Here is a 19,202-nt window from a genome sequence, read left to right as displayed (position 1 = left end):
TTAAAATTGATATACGACTTCTAATTTGTAATCTTTAAGCGTTTCTTTTGCTTTATCAATATCCGGAGTAAATCCTAGGATGTATCCACCTCCACCAGAACCACATAATTTCAAGTAGTAATCATTGGTTTCGATTCCTTTCTGCCACACATTGTGAAATTGTTCAGGAATCATGGGTTTGAAGTGATTGAACACGACAGAAGAAAGTTCTTTCGTATTGTTGAATAAGGCTTTTAAATCTCCTTTTAAGAAGTTTTCTACACAAGCATCCGTATGCTTGATAAATTCTTCTTTCAGCACTTTTCTAAATCCTTGTTCTTTTAATTTTTCCATGAAAATAGTAATCATGGGTGCTGTTTCACCTACAATACCTGAATCGATTAAGAACACAGCTCCTTTTCCGTCTAAACTTTGAGAAGGAATTCCTGTAGGTTCGATATTGTCTTTAGAGTTAATTAAGATTGGTAAACTTAAGTAGCTATTCAACGGATCCAACCCTGAGCTTGTTCCGTGGAAGAATGCTTCCATTTTACCAAAAATCCCTTTTAACTTCAGTAATTTATCTTTGCTTAAATTCTCTAAAACTGTAATTTTTTCCAATGCATACTGATCATAGATAGCTGCTACTAAAGCGCCACTACTCCCTACACCGTATCCTTGTGGGATACTAGAATCAAAATACAATCCATTTTCGATCTCTGCTTGTAAGCGATCCAAATCAAACTGAACCAAAGCCGGCTCTGCTTCCTGCATATCTTGTAGATACGCAGCAAAATTGCGCAAACTCTCGTTTGATTTTTTAGCGAATCCCTCTAAGTTATCTTCCATTTTCAAGGCTCCCTTATAAAAATTATAAGGAATCGACAACCCTTTAGAGTCTTTTATAATTCCATATTCTCCGAATAATAGAATTTTCGAATAAAATAAAGGTCCTTTCATAGCTTATAAAAGTAATTTACCCTGCAAAGGTACGTATAATATTCACGCTTAGGTGATTTTGTTGTATTTTTTTCTATAAGTAACGATTCTTAAAACCGTAAACGCAATGTCTACATCCATTTTGACAACATTGTCCTTTGAGCAAATGATACAGTTCGGTAAAAACAAAATAGCCATTTTCTATATAATAGTGTTTTCCCTCTAGCATTTCACTTCTCGTTCTCGGAAATTCATTGATTTGAGCTTCCTGAACCAATTGCTCCATCTTCTCTAGACAATTTGTACACAAACACTTGTGAAACGAACTGCGCAAGAAATTTCGTGTATTCAAACTGAGGTGGACTTGTGAACAGAAACATTGTTCAATCGCTTCTGGTTGACAATCAATAGGCATTTTACAGTGTGTACACACTTTATTCTTTGTCATAATTTCTACTTCATCGTAGCAAAATTGTAGAATTGCATTTTGCCAGCTCCCTCAATTTCTGCTTGTTGTTTTACGATTTCCCCTGTGGGTCTTTGCAACTCGAAACTCAGTTGATTTTTACCTTTATTCAAAGGAATACGCGCATATTTAATTTCAGCAGGTAGTGTTTGCCAATTACGCGTATCTGCTTTTTCAGAAAACAAATTATACAATTGCAATCCCAATCCTACTCCTTCTAAAACGGCATTATTATCATTGGATCTAGCAACAGATTTCACGGCATATTCTGCCGATTTCTTCACTGCTAATCGCGTTAGAATTTTTCCTAGCTCCTTTGCTGCCCTTTCCTGCAAAGTAGAAACAGCTACAACATCAATATCTTGTACTTTTTCCAAAGCATAGGTAGCCGAACCGTTTACCTGTACTTGTGCTTTTGCATAGGGTACAGGAATACTAATGTATTTAGGAAAGGCAATATTGACACTGTGAACATCACTTAAATCCGTATGACCTGCAATTCCAAAATCCAACGGAATCATTACTCCCAAAGCATTGGTAAAAACCAAAGCACCACTATCTCCTTTAATTAGAGAAAAAACAATGTTTTCTTCTTCTTTAATAGGAGCTGTTCCATTTTCCCAAAACACCACTACTTCCCCTCCCTCTGAAGTTTGAAAGGGTTTGAAAGACATTGAAAAATCTTTTTCAAACTTCTTCAAATCACTTGTAAAACCGAGTTTATTCGCCATATTCATGACGTCATATTTCAGATTCTCCGGAATGCTCACACCATAATACAAACCTCCTTTGGCACTTTGATATACTTCTACCGCATTTCTATAAGCAATAAAAGCATCATTGTAATTTCCTGTAGATTCGTAAATAAGTCCTTGTAAATTTAAAGAGAAGGCATCTTTGGAATAGCGTGTTGTTTTGTTGTTGTACTTATCACCTTGTTCATAATTTTGAAGCGAAATACGACGGGCTTCTACTAACGCCTCTTGTGACTGTCCGAGGTATAAGTAATTTAATGCTTTGTAGTAGTGAATCATAAAGATTTCGAATTCTTCTCCTTTATAGCTTTGAGACATCGAATTCAAGAAAAGGCCTACCATAACATCCCCTACTTTCGTCACTTGATCTTCAATTAAAAGATCAGCTTTATTCAAGTATTGATTACTCAAGGCATAATTGCCTTTCAGATGTTCTACTCTCCCTTTTTCCATATAGAATAAGAGTAAATTTCTTGTTTTTTGCAGTAGTTGATTTTTATCTAGAGCATTATCGGCTCCTGCGTAATCTTGTTGAAGCATACGCTGGTAGTAGTCCGTAATTCTATCGTGATAAGAGGCGCATCCAAATACGAAAAACATTAGCGCCAAGAGCACTAATGTTTTTGATATTATAGATATGGTTCGATTGAAAACCATCAATTATAAGTTTAGTTTTTTACGTATTTCGCTATTTTTTTATCCCCGATCCAAACAACTTCATTGGTTTGAAGATTCGTTAATTCTAAATTAACTTGATAGTAAACAACTTTTTTCTTTTTGTGTGAATCCACGATTGAATTGATTGAACCTTGCAACATAAAATCAGCGCCCTGTTCTAATCCAAACTGTTTCATTGAAGAAGCAGATGCATTCGTTTGTTGGTCTGCTCTTTCTCCTCTTAATTCATCTCGTTTTTTACCGCCTTGTACTAAACGCACACGTCCAGATTGGATGAATGATTGTTCTACGTCTTTTACAAAAGTTTCTGCATCAATATGCTCATGGCTTTTATTGTAAACCATTCCGACGATAACTACTGGTTTTTTATTGTTGTTGTCATCTTGGAAATTGCCAATCCAAGCACCATCTAGTACTTGTCTTGTCATTTGTTGTGCAACTTCTCTTGAATCTGAATTATTCCATCTACCACTTAAGTCGATTGTTTCTTCTGTGCTAACACGTGTAACTTGGCGACCACATGATGTGATAAATAAACCTGATGCTGCTAAAATTGCAGCTAATGCTATCTTCTTAATTTGCATACGTTTTTTATTATTCATTAATTTTTTTTCCATTAAATAGAGAACCACCAATTTCCTGTTTTAAAACCAATACGCGGCATCCAATTCCAGTTGCTATAATTTCTATAATAACCGTTGTATCCGTAATTGTAATTATATCCATAGTCTGAATAATAACTACGTCCATATTTTGCTCGAGCCATGCGCTCTTCGTGACGGTATTGACGTTTCAATGCCTTTCTTTCTTGTTTGGCTTCATACCAATCATACGCTTTATACGTATCCTGAACGGTTTCACCTAAATTGACCAAAAGAGAATCTTTTTGCATCATGTATTTTTCCATACTTACACGATAGTTGGGATTCTGATCAAAAACAGGAGTTTGTGCACTAACTTGATATGTTAACAAGCTACATATCACGAGTCCGAATAACTTTATAACATTTTTCATAGCTTGAATTTTTTATTAGACATTTTTTTATTACTGTAAATTTAGCAATTTTTATTTAATTCGTAATGCTCCTTCTCCTAAATTATCCACTATATAATGTCCATTCTGACAAAATTTACTCAATTCTTCATAAATAAACGCCAATACGGTCTCTTTATTGTTTTCAGGAAAAAGCACGTGTACGTTTGCTCCTGCATCTAAAGTAAAGCAAACAGGAATTTCTGTTTGCGTTCGAAAAGCCCAAATTCGCTCAATAATCTGAAGTGTATTGGGTTTCATCAGAATAAAATAAGGCATTGAGGTCATCATCATCGCGTGTAACGTCAAGGCCTCGCTCTCAACCAAAGCAACAAATTGCTTTACATCCCCTGTTTGAAGAATTGACTTTAATTGACTTAAATTTTGATGTGCCTGTTTGAAGCGTTCTTGTGCAAAAGGATGATGGTGCATCAAATCATGTCCAACAGTACTAGACACTTGTTTTTCTCCTTTATCGACCAATAAGATGACATCTTGGTAATTTTTAAAATTGTCATGTAACTCAAAAGGAGCTTCAATACCAAATAAATCGGAACTACCTACCACCTCATTTTGTTCCCCCCAAACAACCACTTCTCCAGCAATACTTCTACATGCACTTCCCGACCCTAAACGAGCTAAGAAAGAGGCTTTTTTCAAGAAATACGCTTGGTTTATTGAAGGGTTCAAGGTTTGCTCCAATGACATAATATTCATCGATAAAGCAGCCATCCCAGAAGCAGAGGAAGCAATTCCCGAACTATGAGGAAATGTATTGGTTGTATCTATGGTAAAATGGTATTCCTCAATGTAAGGACAATACATTAAAATGCGCTCAAAAAATTTTTGAATCTTTGGTTTAAAATCCTCTTTCGGCTGACCTTCAAAAAACAAATCAAAGGTGATTCCCTTTCCTTCTTTCTTTTTATATGCTAAAGTGGTAATCGTCTTACAGTTACTCAATGTAAAACTCAACGATGGATTTGCGGGAATTTGGTTTTCCTTTTTTCCCCAATACTTCACTAGAGCAATATTACTTGGAGCACTCCACGTAAACGTCCCTTGTTGAACGGTTTGCTCTTTGGCTGTATTTACATCGAAAATAAAATCAGTTGCGCTTGTCATTCCTTTCAAAATTTTGACAAAAATACTATCTTTTTATCACATACTAACTTTTAACTATTACATCCTTCAAAACTCTTTACAACCAATCTTTTTACTAATTTTATTACAGTATCCTTACAGTTTTTATGTATTTTATGTAAAAAAAACAGAAGTAAGTTGTTTATTATATAAACATATAGTATATTAGCTTGACACCGAACCCACAAACTCATACAAACATGGTAAAATTGCACCTTACAACGACCGCAAGAAACAAATTGAGAGAAAATCAATCTGTTTTCATTTACTCTGAAACAAAATTCATCAAAGAGATTACAGGAACAACCTCCTCAAACTTAGTGTTGGATGACGAAACCACGGATTTAATTTTTACAGATGGACAAACACAACAGTACCTTTCTCTAGAGCAAATCAAAACAGACAAGCAATCAACAGTACAACTAACAGAAGATTTAATCATTCAACTGCGCATCAACAATTCAATTACCTTATTGGATTGCACCAATTCAATTTTAGCATTGCTTTCGGGTACGCTAGCTATTGGTTATTCTATTTTCACCAATTCCAATTGGAGGGAATTCTTATTTATACTGGGCAGTACAATTATCGTCTTATTTGTTTTTATGTGGCTGTACAAACAGACCATCAACGCGAGGAATTACAACATTCGCATGTATGCAGCAATTAGTGCACTTATTCTAATCTTTATTCTCATTCCATTTGAGAATTGGACGTTGAAAACACTGATTGGTTTATCCACCTTAACTGTGATTACCCGATTCATAAAAGATTATCAACGATCACTTAGAGCAATCTATCACCCTTTGACAAAGGGATAAAAAAAATATGGAAGGGAAGACCTTCCATATTTCTATTAGCACTTACAAAATTACATACATCTTTAAATCATCCTGAAAACAGTCTAATTTATTAGTTGTGTGTTTGCCAAAGGAACGCAAAATACTTGCATTCACTACCAAATTAAAATAAACTTATCAACAATGTTATCACCAATTTCATTTTCTTTAAGAAAAGATTAAGAGCGATAATAATATTGATTAATTTTCTCGATAATTTCCTTTCTCGATTGCACACTGATATAGTCTTCGTCGATTGGCGCACTAAACATAAACATCGGATTTGCAGGGAATTCACTTGTTGAGCGAAATAATAAAAAATAACTTTTTCCAGAACGTCCTGATTGTATCCATTCTTCTAATTTATAGTAATCGGGAATAGAACGTCGTTCTCTTACGACGATTAAAACATCCTTAACCTCAGACCAAGGCAGAAACTTTTCTCTCAATAAGCTTTTATAACTCACTCCTTTTTCGTCAATGGTCACTTTCATAAAGAGTACTTTGTATAAAAAGACAAAGAACAGCAAGAACAGCAACACCGCAACAAACTTCACTATACCTGAAGCTACTAAGAGAAAAAAAATGCCTGTGGACAAAAAAGGTCCCAAACACAGTACTAAAAGTAATAGACTACTACTTGTATTATAATAATTGAATTTCATCTTCTTTTAAAATTTTGAGGCAATGGCTTGAGCAGCTAAGAAACCAGTCGTCCATGCATTTTGAAAATTGAATCCTCCCGTAATCGCATCAATATTGAGGATTTCACCAGCGAAGTACAAATCTGCACTTATTTTACTTTCCATTGTTTTAAAATTCACATCGCGCAAGTCGATTCCTCCAGCCGTTACGAATTCCTCTTTGAATGTACTTTTTCCATTCACTTGAAATTCTCCTTCTTGCAATTGAAGTACTAGGGCTTGCATTTGTTTGTTATTGACGTCTGCCCAAGTTTTGGTTGGTTCGATTTGAGCAGCTTGTACTAATCGTTCCCATAGACGCGTTGGAAAATCAAACAATCCCCTTTTAATCACCATTTTTTTAGCGTGTTCTTGTTTAAAGCTCTTTAGCTGTTCCAATACATCTTCTCGATCTAGGGACGGCAACCAATTAACCACAATATGAAATTGATATTTTTTCTCTGCTAAGATACGAGCTCCCCATGCAGATAAACGCAAAATACCTGGTCCACTCATTCCCCAATGGGTAATCAACAATGGACCTGTAGCTTCTAGCTTGGTTCCTTTTACTTGAATAGAGGCCTCTGTGGATACTCCCATCAAATCTTGAATGCGCTTGTCTTTTATATTAAAGGTAAACAAAGAAGGAACAGGCTCAACCAAGCGATGTCCTAATTCTCCCATCATTTGCCATATTTTCGGATTACTCCCTGTAGTAAAGACCAATTGTGCACAAGTCATACTCTCTTTGGTCGTGTCTAATTTCCATCCTTTTTCACTCTGATATACTCCTTGAACACTGATGCCTTGCAATACCTCTATTTTATATTGAGCAGTTGCTTTAGTTAAACAATCGATAATCGTTTGAGAAGAATCTGTAGTGGGAAACATACGTCCATCTTCTTCAATTTTCAGTTCAACCCCATATTTTTCAAACCATGCAATCGTATCACCACTACAAAATTGATGAAAAGGTCCTAATAATTCTTTAGAACCTCTAGGATAAAATTGCACTAAATCTTTGGGAATAAAACACGCATGAGTTACATTACAACGCCCACCACCAGATATTTTCACCTTAGAGAGCACTTCTTTTCCACGTTCGACAATTGCAATGCGCAAATTGGGTTTGCGTTCTGCAATATTAATAGCGGTAAAAAAGCCCGCCGCTCCTCCTCCTACAAGTATAACATCATAATACATACCTTCTGTATTTAACCATTAAGTAAAGTTCCTTTTTTTATTTTCTATGAAAGAATTATCTTTACACCCACAAAGATACTTACTTACAATCGCATCCCTATCATTGTAAAATTAAGATTATGAAAAAATTGCCTTTTTTATTCCTGATTGTTTTATTTGCTATGTGTAAATCAGTTCCTTCAGGAAGTAGTTCAAGTAACAGCGAAAACAGTAGCAACAGCACATCTAAAGATTTGTCTATTGAAGAACGCTTAGAAGAAATCAAAGAAGAAAATCGATTACCTGAAGCCAAAGACGTTGTTGATTTACCTGCTTATGCTCAGGTACGAGACGACTTTCGCTCTGTATCAGACAAAACGAAAGAATCCTATTTGCAAGGAATGCAAGCCACTGGAGATAAATACAGTGTTGTTATTTTGACTCAAGGATTCAAAGGAGAGAATATTGTAGTCAAAAATAGCAGTAAAACCTTCTTCAGAGGAATGACAATGAGTGATTTATCCAATGGTATTGCAAAATCGGTTCGCGTAGACAATACAGATGACTTCACCATTGTTGATACCTATACCAATAGTGAAGTAACGATTGAAAGTGATCACGCTAAAATGTTTAAGTTTATCTATGTGATGAAGAACAGCAGCAAGGACAATCCTTTTAAAGTAACATTCAGCAATACGCTGAGACCTGTTCGCTAATGGAAACACAAGACACAATTTTACGACTCATACAACAAACGGCTCTTATTTTAAGGGCCTTTTTTAATCAAGTACCTCCTCATGACAAGAACGAGCAAGTTGTTCAAGATTTCCCCTCAAATTTTAAAAAGCAAACTTCTGTTGACCTAGATGTGCTACTAACCTTAAGCACACCACAACAAGTAAACAACTTCTTTACTTTACATCCTTCTTTTGATGTCAGCAATCAAGAAGAGCTAGCTGATTTACTCGTTAATTTGGCAGAACAAACAACAGTTATCCATACCAGTATAGCGTATAAGAAAACAGCTTTACTGCTCTATATAACGATTAATCAAATTACGCAAACCCACGATTGGACAAGACAAAATAAAATCAATCAATTAAAAGTAAAAGACTAATTACTATTTCTTCTTTCTCGATATAGTAGGTTCTCCCATCAAAATAACTATCACTTCCTCTACCATCACTATCTCGAGAACAGTTTCAAAATCCGTAACCGTTATAATTTGAGTATCTAATCCAATAAACGATACGCTGAGATCTAATTGCTTCCCACTATCTTCTGGTATAACGAATTCAAATTTGCCAAATACATCCGTTTCTACTTTGTATTCGGTATCAAAAATAGCAACAACAGCTCCAGGTAAAGCATTCTTTTCTTCATCCACAACAACACCTTTCAAAACTCTTTCCTGACTTAGTATAGATTCATTCTCATTTTTGCTTTGGTCCATCCTAAAAGACAACTGTTCAGTTGTTCTTTTTTCTTGTGCTTGTACAGTTGTAGCAGCAGTTAGTATTAATAAGTTTACAAAAGTCGCTACCAATCCATTGAACCGAAAACCTTTTGTTTCATATAAATCATCGTTCAATTCAGTATTTAAGAACTTCACTGGTATTCTTCCACATAACTTATCACCTTTCTTGATTCGATTAATAAATTCTTGTTTGGTATAAGTAGAAAAATCATAGATTTCCTTTTCACAACTCACACAAAAACGCCCTTTTTCTAAAGGAGTCATTTGGTTCCAATCTTCGGAACACGGTTTGGGTATTTGAATGATGTATTTTGCCATAGGTAATGTTTTTTTGAGTGGGAGAGGTGGTGTGATGGTGAGATGTAAGGTGTGAGTCGTTTGTCGTGAGTCGTTTGTCGTGAGTCGTTTGTCGTGAGTCGTGAGTCGTGAGTCGTGAGTCGTGAGTCGTGAGTCGTGGATTGTTAGGCGTTTAAATTCAAACAACAAACAACAAACTCACTCCTCGTTCATCACTTTTTCTTTACTCCAAGCGACCACTTGAATGCCATCCGAATAATTTGGGGAGATTACTTTTGCTTCCGTCAAATGAATACCTGCCAATTGATAATCGACTTTAAGTTGTTCAAAAGTGATTGTTTTTAATTCCCATTCTTTATGGTGAATTTGATAGCGATACAAATTATTATTGACGTACACATATAAACAATAGCGTTCTGTTAACCATATTTGTAAGGGAGTCTTCTGATGTGCTTTTTCTCCTATAGTATAATTTGCTTCGAATTGAAATTTCTTCTTTGGATTTGAAGAAGCATACCTCTCCTCTTTTCGTTTCATGATTGCTTTTTCATAAGGCAATCCCGATAGTTGCTTGGAAACAAAAACAGAAAGCGATTTTCCACCTTCAATATTCAAAAAGTAAACCCCTGCTTTTCCTTCTTTACTCACATAGGTTCTCACATTAATTTCATCAAAATTAGAGATAAATCCCACTGCGGGTAAATAACGAGGACGGATTTTTTCCATGGTAAAAGGCACTACGGAGATGTAGTATTTACCTTCAAAGGCATCTAATTCAAGTGAAGCGGGAACTAAAGCACGTAAGACCTCAAAAGGCACTTCAAAATGCAGAAATAGCAAGCGATTCCATTCTTGATAATAGCTCCAAGATCCAGCGGGCAAAGCCCAAGGTCTATGGTTGACCGCCGACATAATTTCTTTGATTTTGTTCATTTTATCTTTTCATCTAAAGATAATCAAAAGAAAAGAGATTGACACAAAAAAGGCACCCCATAAGATGCCTTTTTCTCAATAGCTTCTTCCTATATTGCTCATACCTAAAGCTATTATCATACAATTGAACACATTCGGAAACTAAATCAGTTATCAACGAATTAAAACAGTATAAATATACTAAATTCCACTAAAATCACCTCGCTTAACCTGTGTAAACCCTTATTTTTCAATAATACCTAGGGAAAACATCAAAAACCAACTAATCTGTTTGTCAAACAAAGTATCTCGTTCAGGATCCGTAGTAAAACCTTAAAACTAGGTTATTCTTCCCACTTTATCTTTTAAGAAACGCCAATACAGAACCTATAAAACGCAAAAAACGCCAAGATAAACAAGGCGTTTTTTTTATCTATTTTTACTGTGCAATCATTTGTTCATAAGGCAAAACTGTAGCATAACCTTTTCCCGCAAAATAGGCGGTTGGATCCTCATCTGACAGTACGAGAATAAAGTCTCCGCCCCAAGCCCCTAGGCTTTTTATTGCCCCGTTAAAATCGGGAAACAAACGCGTTTGAATGGGTTGAATATCTAGGATACGACCAACAATTGTTTCGTGTTCGCGAATCAGTTGCCCAAAAACGGACGCTGATGGAGCTGTTACTAACGCCTGACTAATTTCGGAGATTCGCTTAATCTCTGTCGATAAGAGTCCTTTTTTAGTGCGATAAGACTGAATCGCCTCTTTGCTACTTTGTTTTTCGTTTAAATAAACAAAGTATATCTTCTTGCTGAAAACAGGTTGAAACTCGACCAATTCAACACGAGGATGAATCGGATCAGTTAGTTGATAAAACAAAGCGCTTTTATGTTGTGCACAAGCAATATCATACCCACTTCCACCAAATGATTCTTGTAATAATTGATAGGGGTTAATTCCAAACCACTGCGCTACATTATTAATCCAAGTAGAAGAAGTTCCCAATCCCCACAAACGAGGAAAAGTTAATTTACACCTTACCTTAAATCCTCCCCCACCTTGTAAAAGCGCTGGATTCTGATTGTGAGCAGCCCTCAATACTTCGACCAAGGTTTGAAGGTGTGCGCTACCTTTTATTTCTTCGTGATTGAGCAGTTGATCCATTGCAACTTGTTCTTGCATCCAAATTTTTCCATCTACATCATAGCTCGTCCAATACAATACAGCTTCTTCTATTGACTCAACGTGCATTGATTGTCCCTGAGCAGTAGGCAAAGCAAAGGCTTTTGCTCCGTCCAAAACAACATACTCACCAGCAATCAACAACTTACCAGGGCTGTAAAAATCCATCTAAACTATTTTCTAAGCGTTTCTAACAATTCTACCACGGCACTATGAGAAACTACATTTTTTTCAAAATGAGCAACTACTTTTATGCGTTCTTCGTCTGTCGCTTTAAATTGATTTAAAATATTCATCAAGTGCATTTTCATATGTCCTTGTTGAATTCCTGTTGTAGTCAATGATTTCACTGCAGCAAAATTTTGAGCTAAACCTGCTACTGCTATAACCTGCATCAATTGTGTTGCTGATGGTTTTTGCAACATTTGTAATGCTATTTTTACCATTGGATGTAAAGACGTTAATCCTCCTACAGTTCCAACTGCTAAAGGTAAATCAATCCAAAATTTAAAAATTCCATTTTCGATTGACGCATGAGACAAACTGCAGTATTGTCCATCTCTTGCAGCATAGGCGTGAACTCCAGCTTCGATGGCTCTAAAATCATTTCCAGTAGCTAATACAACAGCATCTACTCCATTCATCACTCCTTTGTTATGCGTTACCGCTCTAAAAGGTTCAATTTCAGCTATGCGGACCGCTTGTACAAATTTCTCAGCAAAAAGTACGGGATCTTGAATATCACTTGATTTTAATTCAGCAACAGGACAAGAAACTTCAGCTCTAACCACACAATTTGGAACGTAGTTTGACAAAATACTCATCACTACATCAATGTTTTTCTCCTCTGTATTAAATGCAGGATAAACCAAAGCTTCACGTTTTAATGTTGTTGCCATTTGCTCCAAACACGAATTGATGAAGTTCGCCCCCATGCTATCTTTCGTTTCAAAAGTAACGTGCAGTTGATAATAGTTGGGAATATCTGCTGTTTTATCGCGCAAAGTCACCTTGAGGATTCCTCCTCCGCGTTTTTGCATGTTTTGTGTAATCGAAAATGTATCCTCTAAGAATACTCCTTGTATATCGTGAATAAATTGATTTAGTTTTTCTTTATCTCCTTTGTAAATAAAGTGCACTTGTCCAATTTTTTCTGTATTTAAAATCGTTGCCTTGAATCCTCCTCGATCCGCCCAAAACTTTGCTGCTTTAGAAGCTGCGGCCACTACAGAGCTTTCTTCAATCACCATGGGAATGGTGTACCACTTATCATTGATTAAGAAATTGGGAGCAACTCCAAAAGGCAAGTAGAAATTCGTAATCGTATTTTCGATAAATTCATCGTGTAGTTTTTGTAACTCTTCATCTGAATTCCAATACTGCTTGATTAAATCTACGACCGCTTCTTGGTTGTTTAAATATGTTTTTGCTATCCAATTGATTTTCTCTTCCTTGTTTAGTTTAGAAAACCCATTTATACTCCCTATCATGATAAAATATTTTAACTACAAAGATAAGTGATTCAATTGGGTTATTGGAAAGGTGTTCGTAGAAAAGAAAAAAACGATAAATTCCATCAGACATAACTCAATTGCCATGGTCTACCAATACCTTTGTGTTTACTTATTCCTTACTCCTAATCCCGAAATTAAACTACTCCTTAACATGAAGCATAGCGGAGGAAAACAAATCCTTCATTGTTTAGTTCCAAAGTTTTGAACCTCATCCTTTATCAAATTATTCATGATGCAAGGATAATCCAAACAAGAGGGATTAAAAAATGCAAATAGCGAAAATTAGATACGATTTGTTTAAGTTATTATGATTTTCGCTACCAATATCGCGTCAATAATTTTAAGTTTTTATTGTTTAATCTCAATTAAAATTGGCATAAATCATATTTTTTCAGTAAAATTGGAAGTTTTTTCGACTAATTAGATAATGAAATACATCAAAATTACCTCTCTAATTTGTGTGATTGCCACACAAATTGGCCTTGCACAAAAGAAGATTGAGCTATCAGAAATTTGGAACGGCACCTTTAAAACGGAAGCCATGCAAGCGGTTAATACACTAAATACGACGAATCAATACGCGCGTATTGAGCGCGTTGGCAAGCAGCATCAAGTCATCAATATCTATAACTTTGCTACTTTAGAACAAGCAAAAACGGTATTTAGCAACGAACACTTTCCTGAGATTAAATCCATTGAAAGTTATGTTTTTGATGCAAAAGAGGAACAAATTCTAATTGGAACAAATACGACGCCTATTTACCGTCGTTCTTTTTTAGCGGATTATTACTTATTTAATCCCAAAACCAATCAAACGACTAAAATAGCTACACATCCCATCATGGAACCTCTGTTTTCTCCTGATGGAACTAAGATTGCCTATGCTTATCAGAACAATTTATATGTGTATACCATTGCAACGCAACAAACCATACAATTAACCCAAGATGGTGAGAAAAATCATATCATCAACGGTATATCGGATTGGGTATATGAGGAAGAATTTAGCGTGGTTCGCATGTTTGACTGGAACAAATCGAGTAATCAACTCGCTTACGTAAAATTTGATGAGACAGCCGTACCTGAATATTCTATGGATGTATATGGTTCAGGACTATACCCAACACAGGACCAGTTTAAATACCCAAAAGCTGGAGAAAAAAATGCGGAAGTATCCCTTCATATTTACGATGTAAACAAAGCAACAAACAACCGCGTAGATTTATCAGAATTCTCTGATTTTTACATTCCTAGAATTAAATGGACCAATGATGCTAAACACCTGAGTGTACAAGTAATCAACAGACATCAAAATGACTTAAAAGTATTTTTTGTCGATGGGTCCACCTTAAGTAAAAAACTAATCTTAAACGAAAAAGACAAGGCTTATGTCGATGTACATACCCTTTCCTTTTTAGAGAATAATGACTTTGTATGGATGAGTGAACGCGATGGAAACAACCATTTATATCACTACAACAAAGACGGCAAATTATTAAATCAAATCACCAAAGGAAACTGGGAAGTAACCGATTACTATGGTATAGATGTAAAGAACAAAAAACTATTCTTTCAATCTGTTGAAAGAGGTTCAATCTACCGCGACATCTATGCTATTGATTTAAATGGTAAAAACAAAAAGCTACTATCCAATCAATTAGGAACAAATACAGCAATTTTTAGTCCTGATTTTGATTTATTCATCAATGTTTATTCTTCAACGACTACTGCTCCACTTTACACCTTACAAAACAGTAAAACGGGTAAAGTAGTCAAAGAAATTTTAAACAATACTACGCTAATCAACAAGTTAAAGGACTATCAACTACCTCAAAAGGAATTTATTCAAATTCCAACAGTAGATGGATTGTTGTTGAACGCTTGGATTATGAAACCCGTTGATTTCGATGCATCTAAGACTTATCCAGTATTCATGTACCAATACAGTGGTCCTGGATCACAACAGGTAGCCGATCACTGGTTTGACTCCAACGATTATTGGCATGCGATGTTGACTCAAAAAGGGTACATTGTCGTTACGGTAGACGGAAGAGGAACTGGTTTTAGAGGAGCTGATTTCAAGAAAACCACCCAATATGGATTGGGTAAATACGAAGTTGAAGATCAAATCGAAGCGGCAAAATACTTAGCCAAGCAAAACTATGTAGATGGTGCTAGAATTGGAATCTGGGGATGGAGCTATGGTGGGTTTATGTCGACGAATTGTATCCTAAAAGGCAACGAAGTGTTCAAAATGGCGATCGCTGTAGCACCGGTAATCAATTGGAGATATTATGATTCAATCTATACGGAGCGCTATATGAAAACGCCTCAAGAGAATCCTTCAGGTTACGATGACAACTCGCCTTATTTCTTTGCTAATCAATTAAAAGGACGTTACTTACTCGTACATGGAACAGCAGACGACAACGTACACGTTCAGAATGCGATGGCGATGATTGAAACATTGGTACAACACAACAAAGATTTCGATTGGTTAATCTACCCCGATAAAAACCACGGAATTTACGGAGGAAACACACGCTTACAACTATACACCAAGATGACGAATTTCATCTTAAACAACCTATAACACGATCAACTATTAAACTATAGTTTAAACTTTAAAACAAACTATATTAAACTTAACGTAAATGGCAGCAGAAACAGCTACTAAATCAGACCTTTTTAAGTCTAATGTCTTAGGACATCCAGCAGGTCTTTTCGTTCTTTTCTTCACTGAAATGTGGGAACGTTTCTCTTTCTACGGAATGAGAGTCTTATTGATTCAATTCTTAACCGCTCAAGTGCTTTTTGGCAGTGAGTTTTCAGGTTGGGGTTGGTCAGCAGAACAAGCCGGAGCCTTATATGGTACTTATGCCATGCTTCTTTATTTAACTCCAATTTTAGGGGGTGTAATTGCCGATAAATACATTGGTTCTCGTTGGGCTGTAATCGTAGGAGCTATTATCATGACGGTAGGTCACGCTTCGATGGCAGCAGAGGGAATCTCTAAAATATGGTTCTTCGTCGGACTCGCTTGTTTGGTTATTGGTACAGGTTTCTTTAAACCGAACATGCCTTCCATGCTAGGAGAAATGTACAAAGCACTTCCAGAGAAAAAAGATGGAGCTTATACGATTTTCTACATGGGGGTAAATTCAGGAGCTTTCTTCGGAATGATGCTTTGTGGTTACTTGGCTGAAACACAAGGATGGCACTATGGATTTGGATTAGCAGGTATTTTCATGTTGTTGGGAACCATCCAATTCTGGTTGGCAAAACCGTTATTTGGCGACCTAGGTGAATTGAAAAAAGAAGATACTTCAATAGAGAAAACGGCAGAGCAAATCAAAGAAGAAGAGGAAACAAAAAATCCTTATACTATTGTTGACTATATCTTAATCGCTATTGTATCTATCGTTGGATTACTATACGCTTTCAATGATCCCTTGTCGAAAAATGGTGTATTAGATATTTTTGCTACGTTAGACACTCCTTTCTTAAGAGGACAAAACTTAATGGCTATCTTGGCTTTAATCTCTTTCTTGTATTTAGTAGTATCTCGTATTCTACGTTACGGAAAGGTGATTAGAGATCGTATGTTTGCCGTTATCTTATTGGCATTCTTCTTGATGTTCTTCTTTATGAGTTTTGAACAAGGAGCGACTTCTTTAGTACTTGTTGCGAGAGACTATGTAGATAGAACCTTAGAAGGAACTGCATTAACGGTGTTTAATATCATCAATACATGTTTAACCATTATTCCTTTAATGATTATTTCATGGGTATTGTTCTTATTGGCGAAAGCAACTTGGAAAAAAATTGCGTTATCTAACGTGATTTTATTCATCTGTTTCGCGGGAATTTGGGCGATGGCAATTTATATGTTAAAGCAAGAGTTTTCAAAAGAAGCCTCTGAAATTACCGTTTCATGGTTCTCTATCTTAAACTCGTTCTTTATTATTGCCTTAGCTTCTTCTGTATCGAAGCTATGGGATTCTAAATACAATCCACCAGCTGCATTCAAATACGGAATTGGACTATTATTAGTAGCGATCGGATTCTTAATCTTAGGATTAGGATCAATGGGATTAGGAGAAGGTGTAAAAATGTCGATGATATTTTTAGTTTTAACTTACTTATTCCATACTTTAGGGGAATTATTTATTTCACCTGTTGGGTTGTCTTATGTATCTAAATTAGTACCAGGTAAAATGTTGGCATTTATGTTTGGTATGTGGTACTTAGCCTTGGCAATTGCACAAAAATTTGCTGCCATCCTAGGAGGTCAAATTGAAAATATCAAAGAAGAATATTCATTGAGTCACTTCTTCTTCTTGTTTACTTTAATCCCGGCTGCAGCTGCAGTATTGGTGATGTTAGTAAATCCACTATTGAAAAAACTAATGCACGGTGTTCGTTAACCCACCGTGCATTGCACAATAAATAAAAACTATAAACAATGAGTCAAACACAAACAATAGAAGAGATTCAGAATTTCGAGGGAAAATACCCTAAACAAATCTGGAGCTTATTCTTCTCAGAAATGTGGGAGCGTTTTTCGTTCTATGGAATGAGAGGAATGTTGGTATTCTTTATGATACACCACTTGGATTTCGAACACGGTAAAGCCAATTTACAATACGGTGCTACACAAGCTTTCGTATACGCTTTTACCTTTTTGGGAGGAATCTTCGCAGATAAAATTTTAGGTTTCCGAAAGTCTCTTTTTTGGGGTGGCTCAATGATGATTTTAGGTAGTTTAATCCTAGCTATTGACCCGCATGCTTATTTCTTTACGGGTATTGCCTTTACTGTAATTGGAACAGGTTTCTTTAAACCTAACATTTCAACGATGGTGGGTAAACTATACAAAAAAGGAGATAACCGTACGGATGCTGGTTTCTCTTTGTTCTATGCGGGGATTAACTTAGGTGCTTTACTAGGAGGATACTTGTGTATCGCAATTGGTAAAGGACAACTTTTTGCTGATTCAATTGATGAAGCACACCGTTGGAATGTTGCTTTTGGATTAGCAGCTTTCGTGATGTGTATCAGTTTAATCAATTTCATTTTCACAAAGAGACATTTAGGTCCTATTGGACTTCAACCGATGCAAATCAACGCAAATGGCGAGCAAACTAAAATGCCTTTATGGAAAGAAGTTGGTACATACATCTTGACATTTGCTATGGTTCCTGTTATTGTATTTATGATTGACAATACAGAATACACGGCTTACTTCATGTATACGGTTGGACCATTAGCGTTAATTTACTTGTTCTATGAGATGAGAAAATTAACGAGCGGTGAACGCAAGAAGATTATTGCAGCTTTAGTGTTTATTTTCTTCTCTATTTTATTCTTTGCGATATACGAACAAGCAGGAGGATCATTGAGCATCTTTGCAGCGCAAAACTTAAATTCTGAACTATTGGGGATGCATTTAGATCCGAATGGAGTAAATAACTCCGGAGGGGCTTTCTTCATCATCTTTATTGCTCCTATTTTAGGTTTACTGTGGATCTGGATGGCGAAAAAGAAAATTGAACCCAATACGGTAATGAAATTCGGTATCGGATTTATCTTATTAGGAGCAGGTTTCTACGCTTTATTCGGAACTCGTTTCTTCGCTGATGCTGCAGGTATGACTTCTTTGGATTTCTTTACTTTCGCTTTATTAATCATCACTTTAGGGGAATTGTGTTTATCGCCAATTGGATTGTCAATTATGACTAAACTTTCTACAGCAAACCTACAAGGAATGATGATGGGTATGTGGTTCTTAGCGAGTGCTTATGGTCAATATGTTGCAGGTATCATTGGTGCTTCTATGTCTACACAAGAAGTTGAAAACCCAACGAATTACGATTTGTTAATCACCTATACGGATGGATATAAAGAATTAGGACTATATGCTGTTATTGCAGGGGTAATCTTAATTGCATTCTCTCCAGTAATGAAAAAATTAATGCAAGACGTGAAGTAATTATACGACACCTATTCTATAACATACAAGACAAAAGCGGCCAATTGGTCGCTTTTTCTTTTTTCAACCGTTTTTTTTAACACCGAATCCATTGCTATATAGAATATAGGAATTAAATTACACTCCTTAA

18 protein-coding genes are annotated in these 19,202 nt (G+C 35.9%); 6 read left to right on the top strand and 12 right to left on the bottom strand.

Going from position 1 to position 19,202, the window contains the following annotated elements; translation table 11 throughout:
* From HX004_RS02565 to mvaD, 6 genes are all read right to left on the bottom strand, one after another.
* On the bottom strand, positions 1-939 hold the full coding sequence (locus HX004_RS02565) for a mevalonate kinase family protein (protein WP_286440756.1): 939 nt from the start codon (positions 937-939) through the stop codon (positions 1-3).
* Positions 940-1,012: 73 nt separating this feature from the next.
* Entirely contained in the window at positions 1,013-1,366 is a 354-nt protein-coding gene (locus HX004_RS02560; protein ID WP_286440755.1) for a cysteine-rich CWC family protein, read from the bottom strand.
* A gap of 5 nt (positions 1,367-1,371) precedes the next feature.
* A complete protein-coding gene (locus HX004_RS02555) occupies positions 1,372-2,796 on the bottom strand; it encodes a COG3014 family protein (protein ID WP_286440754.1) in 1,425 nt (474 codons plus the stop codon).
* Positions 2,797-2,807: 11 nt separating this feature from the next.
* A complete protein-coding gene (locus HX004_RS02550) occupies positions 2,808-3,401 on the bottom strand; it encodes a penicillin-binding protein activator LpoB (RefSeq protein WP_353619999.1) in 594 nt (197 codons plus the stop codon).
* 32 nt (positions 3,402-3,433) lie between these two features.
* Positions 3,434-3,832 carry a hypothetical protein gene (locus HX004_RS02545; protein WP_286440752.1) on the bottom strand — a complete coding sequence of 133 codons (399 nt, stop codon included), beginning with the start codon at positions 3,830-3,832 and terminating at the stop codon, positions 3,434-3,436.
* Positions 3,833-3,883: 51 nt separating this feature from the next.
* Positions 3,884-4,975, bottom strand: coding sequence for a diphosphomevalonate decarboxylase (gene mvaD / locus HX004_RS02540; RefSeq protein ID WP_286440751.1), 1,092 nt, complete (start codon positions 4,973-4,975; stop codon positions 3,884-3,886).
* 218 nt (positions 4,976-5,193) lie between these two features.
* Between mvaD and HX004_RS02535 the strand changes: the two genes are divergently transcribed.
* The gene (locus HX004_RS02535; RefSeq protein WP_286440750.1) at positions 5,194-5,814 is read left to right on the top strand and encodes a hypothetical protein; all 621 of its coding nucleotides are present in this window, start codon (positions 5,194-5,196) and stop codon (positions 5,812-5,814) included.
* Between the two features lie 197 nt (positions 5,815-6,011).
* Here HX004_RS02535 and HX004_RS02530 read toward each other — a convergent pair whose 3' ends face one another.
* The gene (locus HX004_RS02530; protein WP_286440749.1) at positions 6,012-6,497 is read right to left on the bottom strand and encodes a PH domain-containing protein; all 486 of its coding nucleotides are present in this window, start codon (positions 6,495-6,497) and stop codon (positions 6,012-6,014) included.
* Between the two features lie 6 nt (positions 6,498-6,503).
* The gene (locus HX004_RS02525) at positions 6,504-7,718 is read right to left on the bottom strand and encodes a BaiN/RdsA family NAD(P)/FAD-dependent oxidoreductase (protein ID WP_286440748.1); all 1,215 of its coding nucleotides are present in this window, start codon (positions 7,716-7,718) and stop codon (positions 6,504-6,506) included.
* Between the two features lie 119 nt (positions 7,719-7,837).
* Between HX004_RS02525 and HX004_RS02520 the strand changes: the two genes are divergently transcribed.
* Positions 7,838-8,413 (top strand): hypothetical protein, encoded by a 576-nt coding sequence (locus HX004_RS02520; RefSeq protein ID WP_286440747.1) that lies wholly within the window; start codon positions 7,838-7,840, stop codon positions 8,411-8,413.
* A complete protein-coding gene (locus HX004_RS02515) occupies positions 8,413-8,814 on the top strand; it encodes a hypothetical protein (RefSeq protein WP_286440746.1) in 402 nt (133 codons plus the stop codon). Before HX004_RS02520 ends, HX004_RS02515 begins: the two co-directional genes overlap by 1 nt.
* Positions 8,815-8,817: 3 nt before the next feature.
* Here HX004_RS02515 and HX004_RS02510 read toward each other — a convergent pair whose 3' ends face one another.
* The 4 genes from HX004_RS02510 to HX004_RS02495 all read right to left on the bottom strand — a co-directional run bounded on the left by HX004_RS02510 (position 8,818) and on the right by HX004_RS02495 (position 13,056).
* Complete coding sequence (locus HX004_RS02510; protein WP_286440745.1) at positions 8,818-9,492, bottom strand: carboxypeptidase-like regulatory domain-containing protein; 675 nt, start codon at positions 9,490-9,492, stop codon at positions 8,818-8,820.
* A gap of 177 nt (positions 9,493-9,669) precedes the next feature.
* Positions 9,670-10,404 carry a YqjF family protein gene (locus HX004_RS02505; protein WP_286440744.1) on the bottom strand — a complete coding sequence of 245 codons (735 nt, stop codon included), beginning with the start codon at positions 10,402-10,404 and terminating at the stop codon, positions 9,670-9,672.
* A gap of 418 nt (positions 10,405-10,822) precedes the next feature.
* Positions 10,823-11,734, bottom strand: a complete 912-nt coding sequence (locus HX004_RS02500; protein WP_286440743.1) for a GYDIA family GHMP kinase — start codon at positions 11,732-11,734, stop codon at positions 10,823-10,825.
* Positions 11,735-11,739: 5 nt separating this feature from the next.
* The gene (locus tag HX004_RS02495; RefSeq protein WP_286440742.1) at positions 11,740-13,056 is read right to left on the bottom strand and encodes a hydroxymethylglutaryl-CoA reductase, degradative; all 1,317 of its coding nucleotides are present in this window, start codon (positions 13,054-13,056) and stop codon (positions 11,740-11,742) included.
* Positions 13,057-13,507: 451 nt separating this feature from the next.
* On the opposite strand from HX004_RS02495, the gene HX004_RS02490 reads away from it, so the two are divergent.
* The 3 genes from HX004_RS02490 to HX004_RS02480 all read left to right on the top strand — a co-directional run bounded on the left by HX004_RS02490 (position 13,508) and on the right by HX004_RS02480 (position 19,072).
* Positions 13,508-15,673, top strand: a complete 2,166-nt coding sequence (locus HX004_RS02490) for a S9 family peptidase (protein ID WP_286440741.1) — start codon at positions 13,508-13,510, stop codon at positions 15,671-15,673.
* A gap of 61 nt (positions 15,674-15,734) precedes the next feature.
* Entirely contained in the window at positions 15,735-17,507 is a 1,773-nt protein-coding gene (locus tag HX004_RS02485; protein ID WP_286440740.1) for a peptide MFS transporter, read from the top strand.
* 38 nt (positions 17,508-17,545) lie between these two features.
* On the top strand, positions 17,546-19,072 hold the full coding sequence (locus HX004_RS02480; RefSeq protein WP_286440739.1) for a peptide MFS transporter: 1,527 nt from the start codon (positions 17,546-17,548) through the stop codon (positions 19,070-19,072).
* The last annotated feature ends 130 nt before the right edge of the window (positions 19,073-19,202 follow it).

Source organism: Myroides sp. 1354, from assembly GCF_030324495.1.
GTDB lineage: Bacteria > Bacteroidota > Bacteroidia > Flavobacteriales > Flavobacteriaceae > Flavobacterium.
Note: the sequence above shows the minus strand (reverse complement) of the source record. Positions and strands in the feature narration are given on the sequence as shown.

Coding starts and splice junctions, on each gene's coding strand:
- HX004_RS02565 (WP_286440756.1), bottom strand. CDS start 939: ATGAAAGGACCTTTATTTTATTCGAAAATTCTATTATTCGGAGAATAT.
- HX004_RS02560 (WP_286440755.1), bottom strand. CDS start 1,366: ATGACAAAGAATAAAGTGTGTACACACTGTAAAATGCCTATTGATTGT.
- HX004_RS02555 (WP_286440754.1), bottom strand. CDS start 2,796: ATGGTTTTCAATCGAACCATATCTATAATATCAAAAACATTAGTGCTC.
- HX004_RS02550 (WP_353619999.1), bottom strand. CDS start 3,401: ATGCAAATTAAGAAGATAGCATTAGCTGCAATTTTAGCAGCATCAGGT.
- HX004_RS02545 (WP_286440752.1), bottom strand. CDS start 3,832: ATGAAAAATGTTATAAAGTTATTCGGACTCGTGATATGTAGCTTGTTA.
- mvaD (WP_286440751.1), bottom strand. CDS start 4,975: ATGACAAGCGCAACTGATTTTATTTTCGATGTAAATACAGCCAAAGAG.
- HX004_RS02535 (WP_286440750.1), top strand. CDS start 5,194: ATGGTAAAATTGCACCTTACAACGACCGCAAGAAACAAATTGAGAGAA.
- HX004_RS02530 (WP_286440749.1), bottom strand. CDS start 6,497: ATGAAATTCAATTATTATAATACAAGTAGTAGTCTATTACTTTTAGTA.
- HX004_RS02525 (WP_286440748.1), bottom strand. CDS start 7,718: ATGTATTATGATGTTATACTTGTAGGAGGAGGAGCGGCGGGCTTTTTT.
- HX004_RS02520 (WP_286440747.1), top strand. CDS start 7,838: ATGAAAAAATTGCCTTTTTTATTCCTGATTGTTTTATTTGCTATGTGT.
- HX004_RS02515 (WP_286440746.1), top strand. CDS start 8,413: ATGGAAACACAAGACACAATTTTACGACTCATACAACAAACGGCTCTT.
- HX004_RS02510 (WP_286440745.1), bottom strand. CDS start 9,492: ATGGCAAAATACATCATTCAAATACCCAAACCGTGTTCCGAAGATTGG.
- HX004_RS02505 (WP_286440744.1), bottom strand. CDS start 10,404: ATGAACAAAATCAAAGAAATTATGTCGGCGGTCAACCATAGACCTTGG.
- HX004_RS02500 (WP_286440743.1), bottom strand. CDS start 11,734: ATGGATTTTTACAGCCCTGGTAAGTTGTTGATTGCTGGTGAGTATGTT.
- HX004_RS02495 (WP_286440742.1), bottom strand. CDS start 13,056: ATGATAGGGAGTATAAATGGGTTTTCTAAACTAAACAAGGAAGAGAAA.
- HX004_RS02490 (WP_286440741.1), top strand. CDS start 13,508: ATGAAATACATCAAAATTACCTCTCTAATTTGTGTGATTGCCACACAA.
- HX004_RS02485 (WP_286440740.1), top strand. CDS start 15,735: ATGGCAGCAGAAACAGCTACTAAATCAGACCTTTTTAAGTCTAATGTC.
- HX004_RS02480 (WP_286440739.1), top strand. CDS start 17,546: ATGAGTCAAACACAAACAATAGAAGAGATTCAGAATTTCGAGGGAAAA.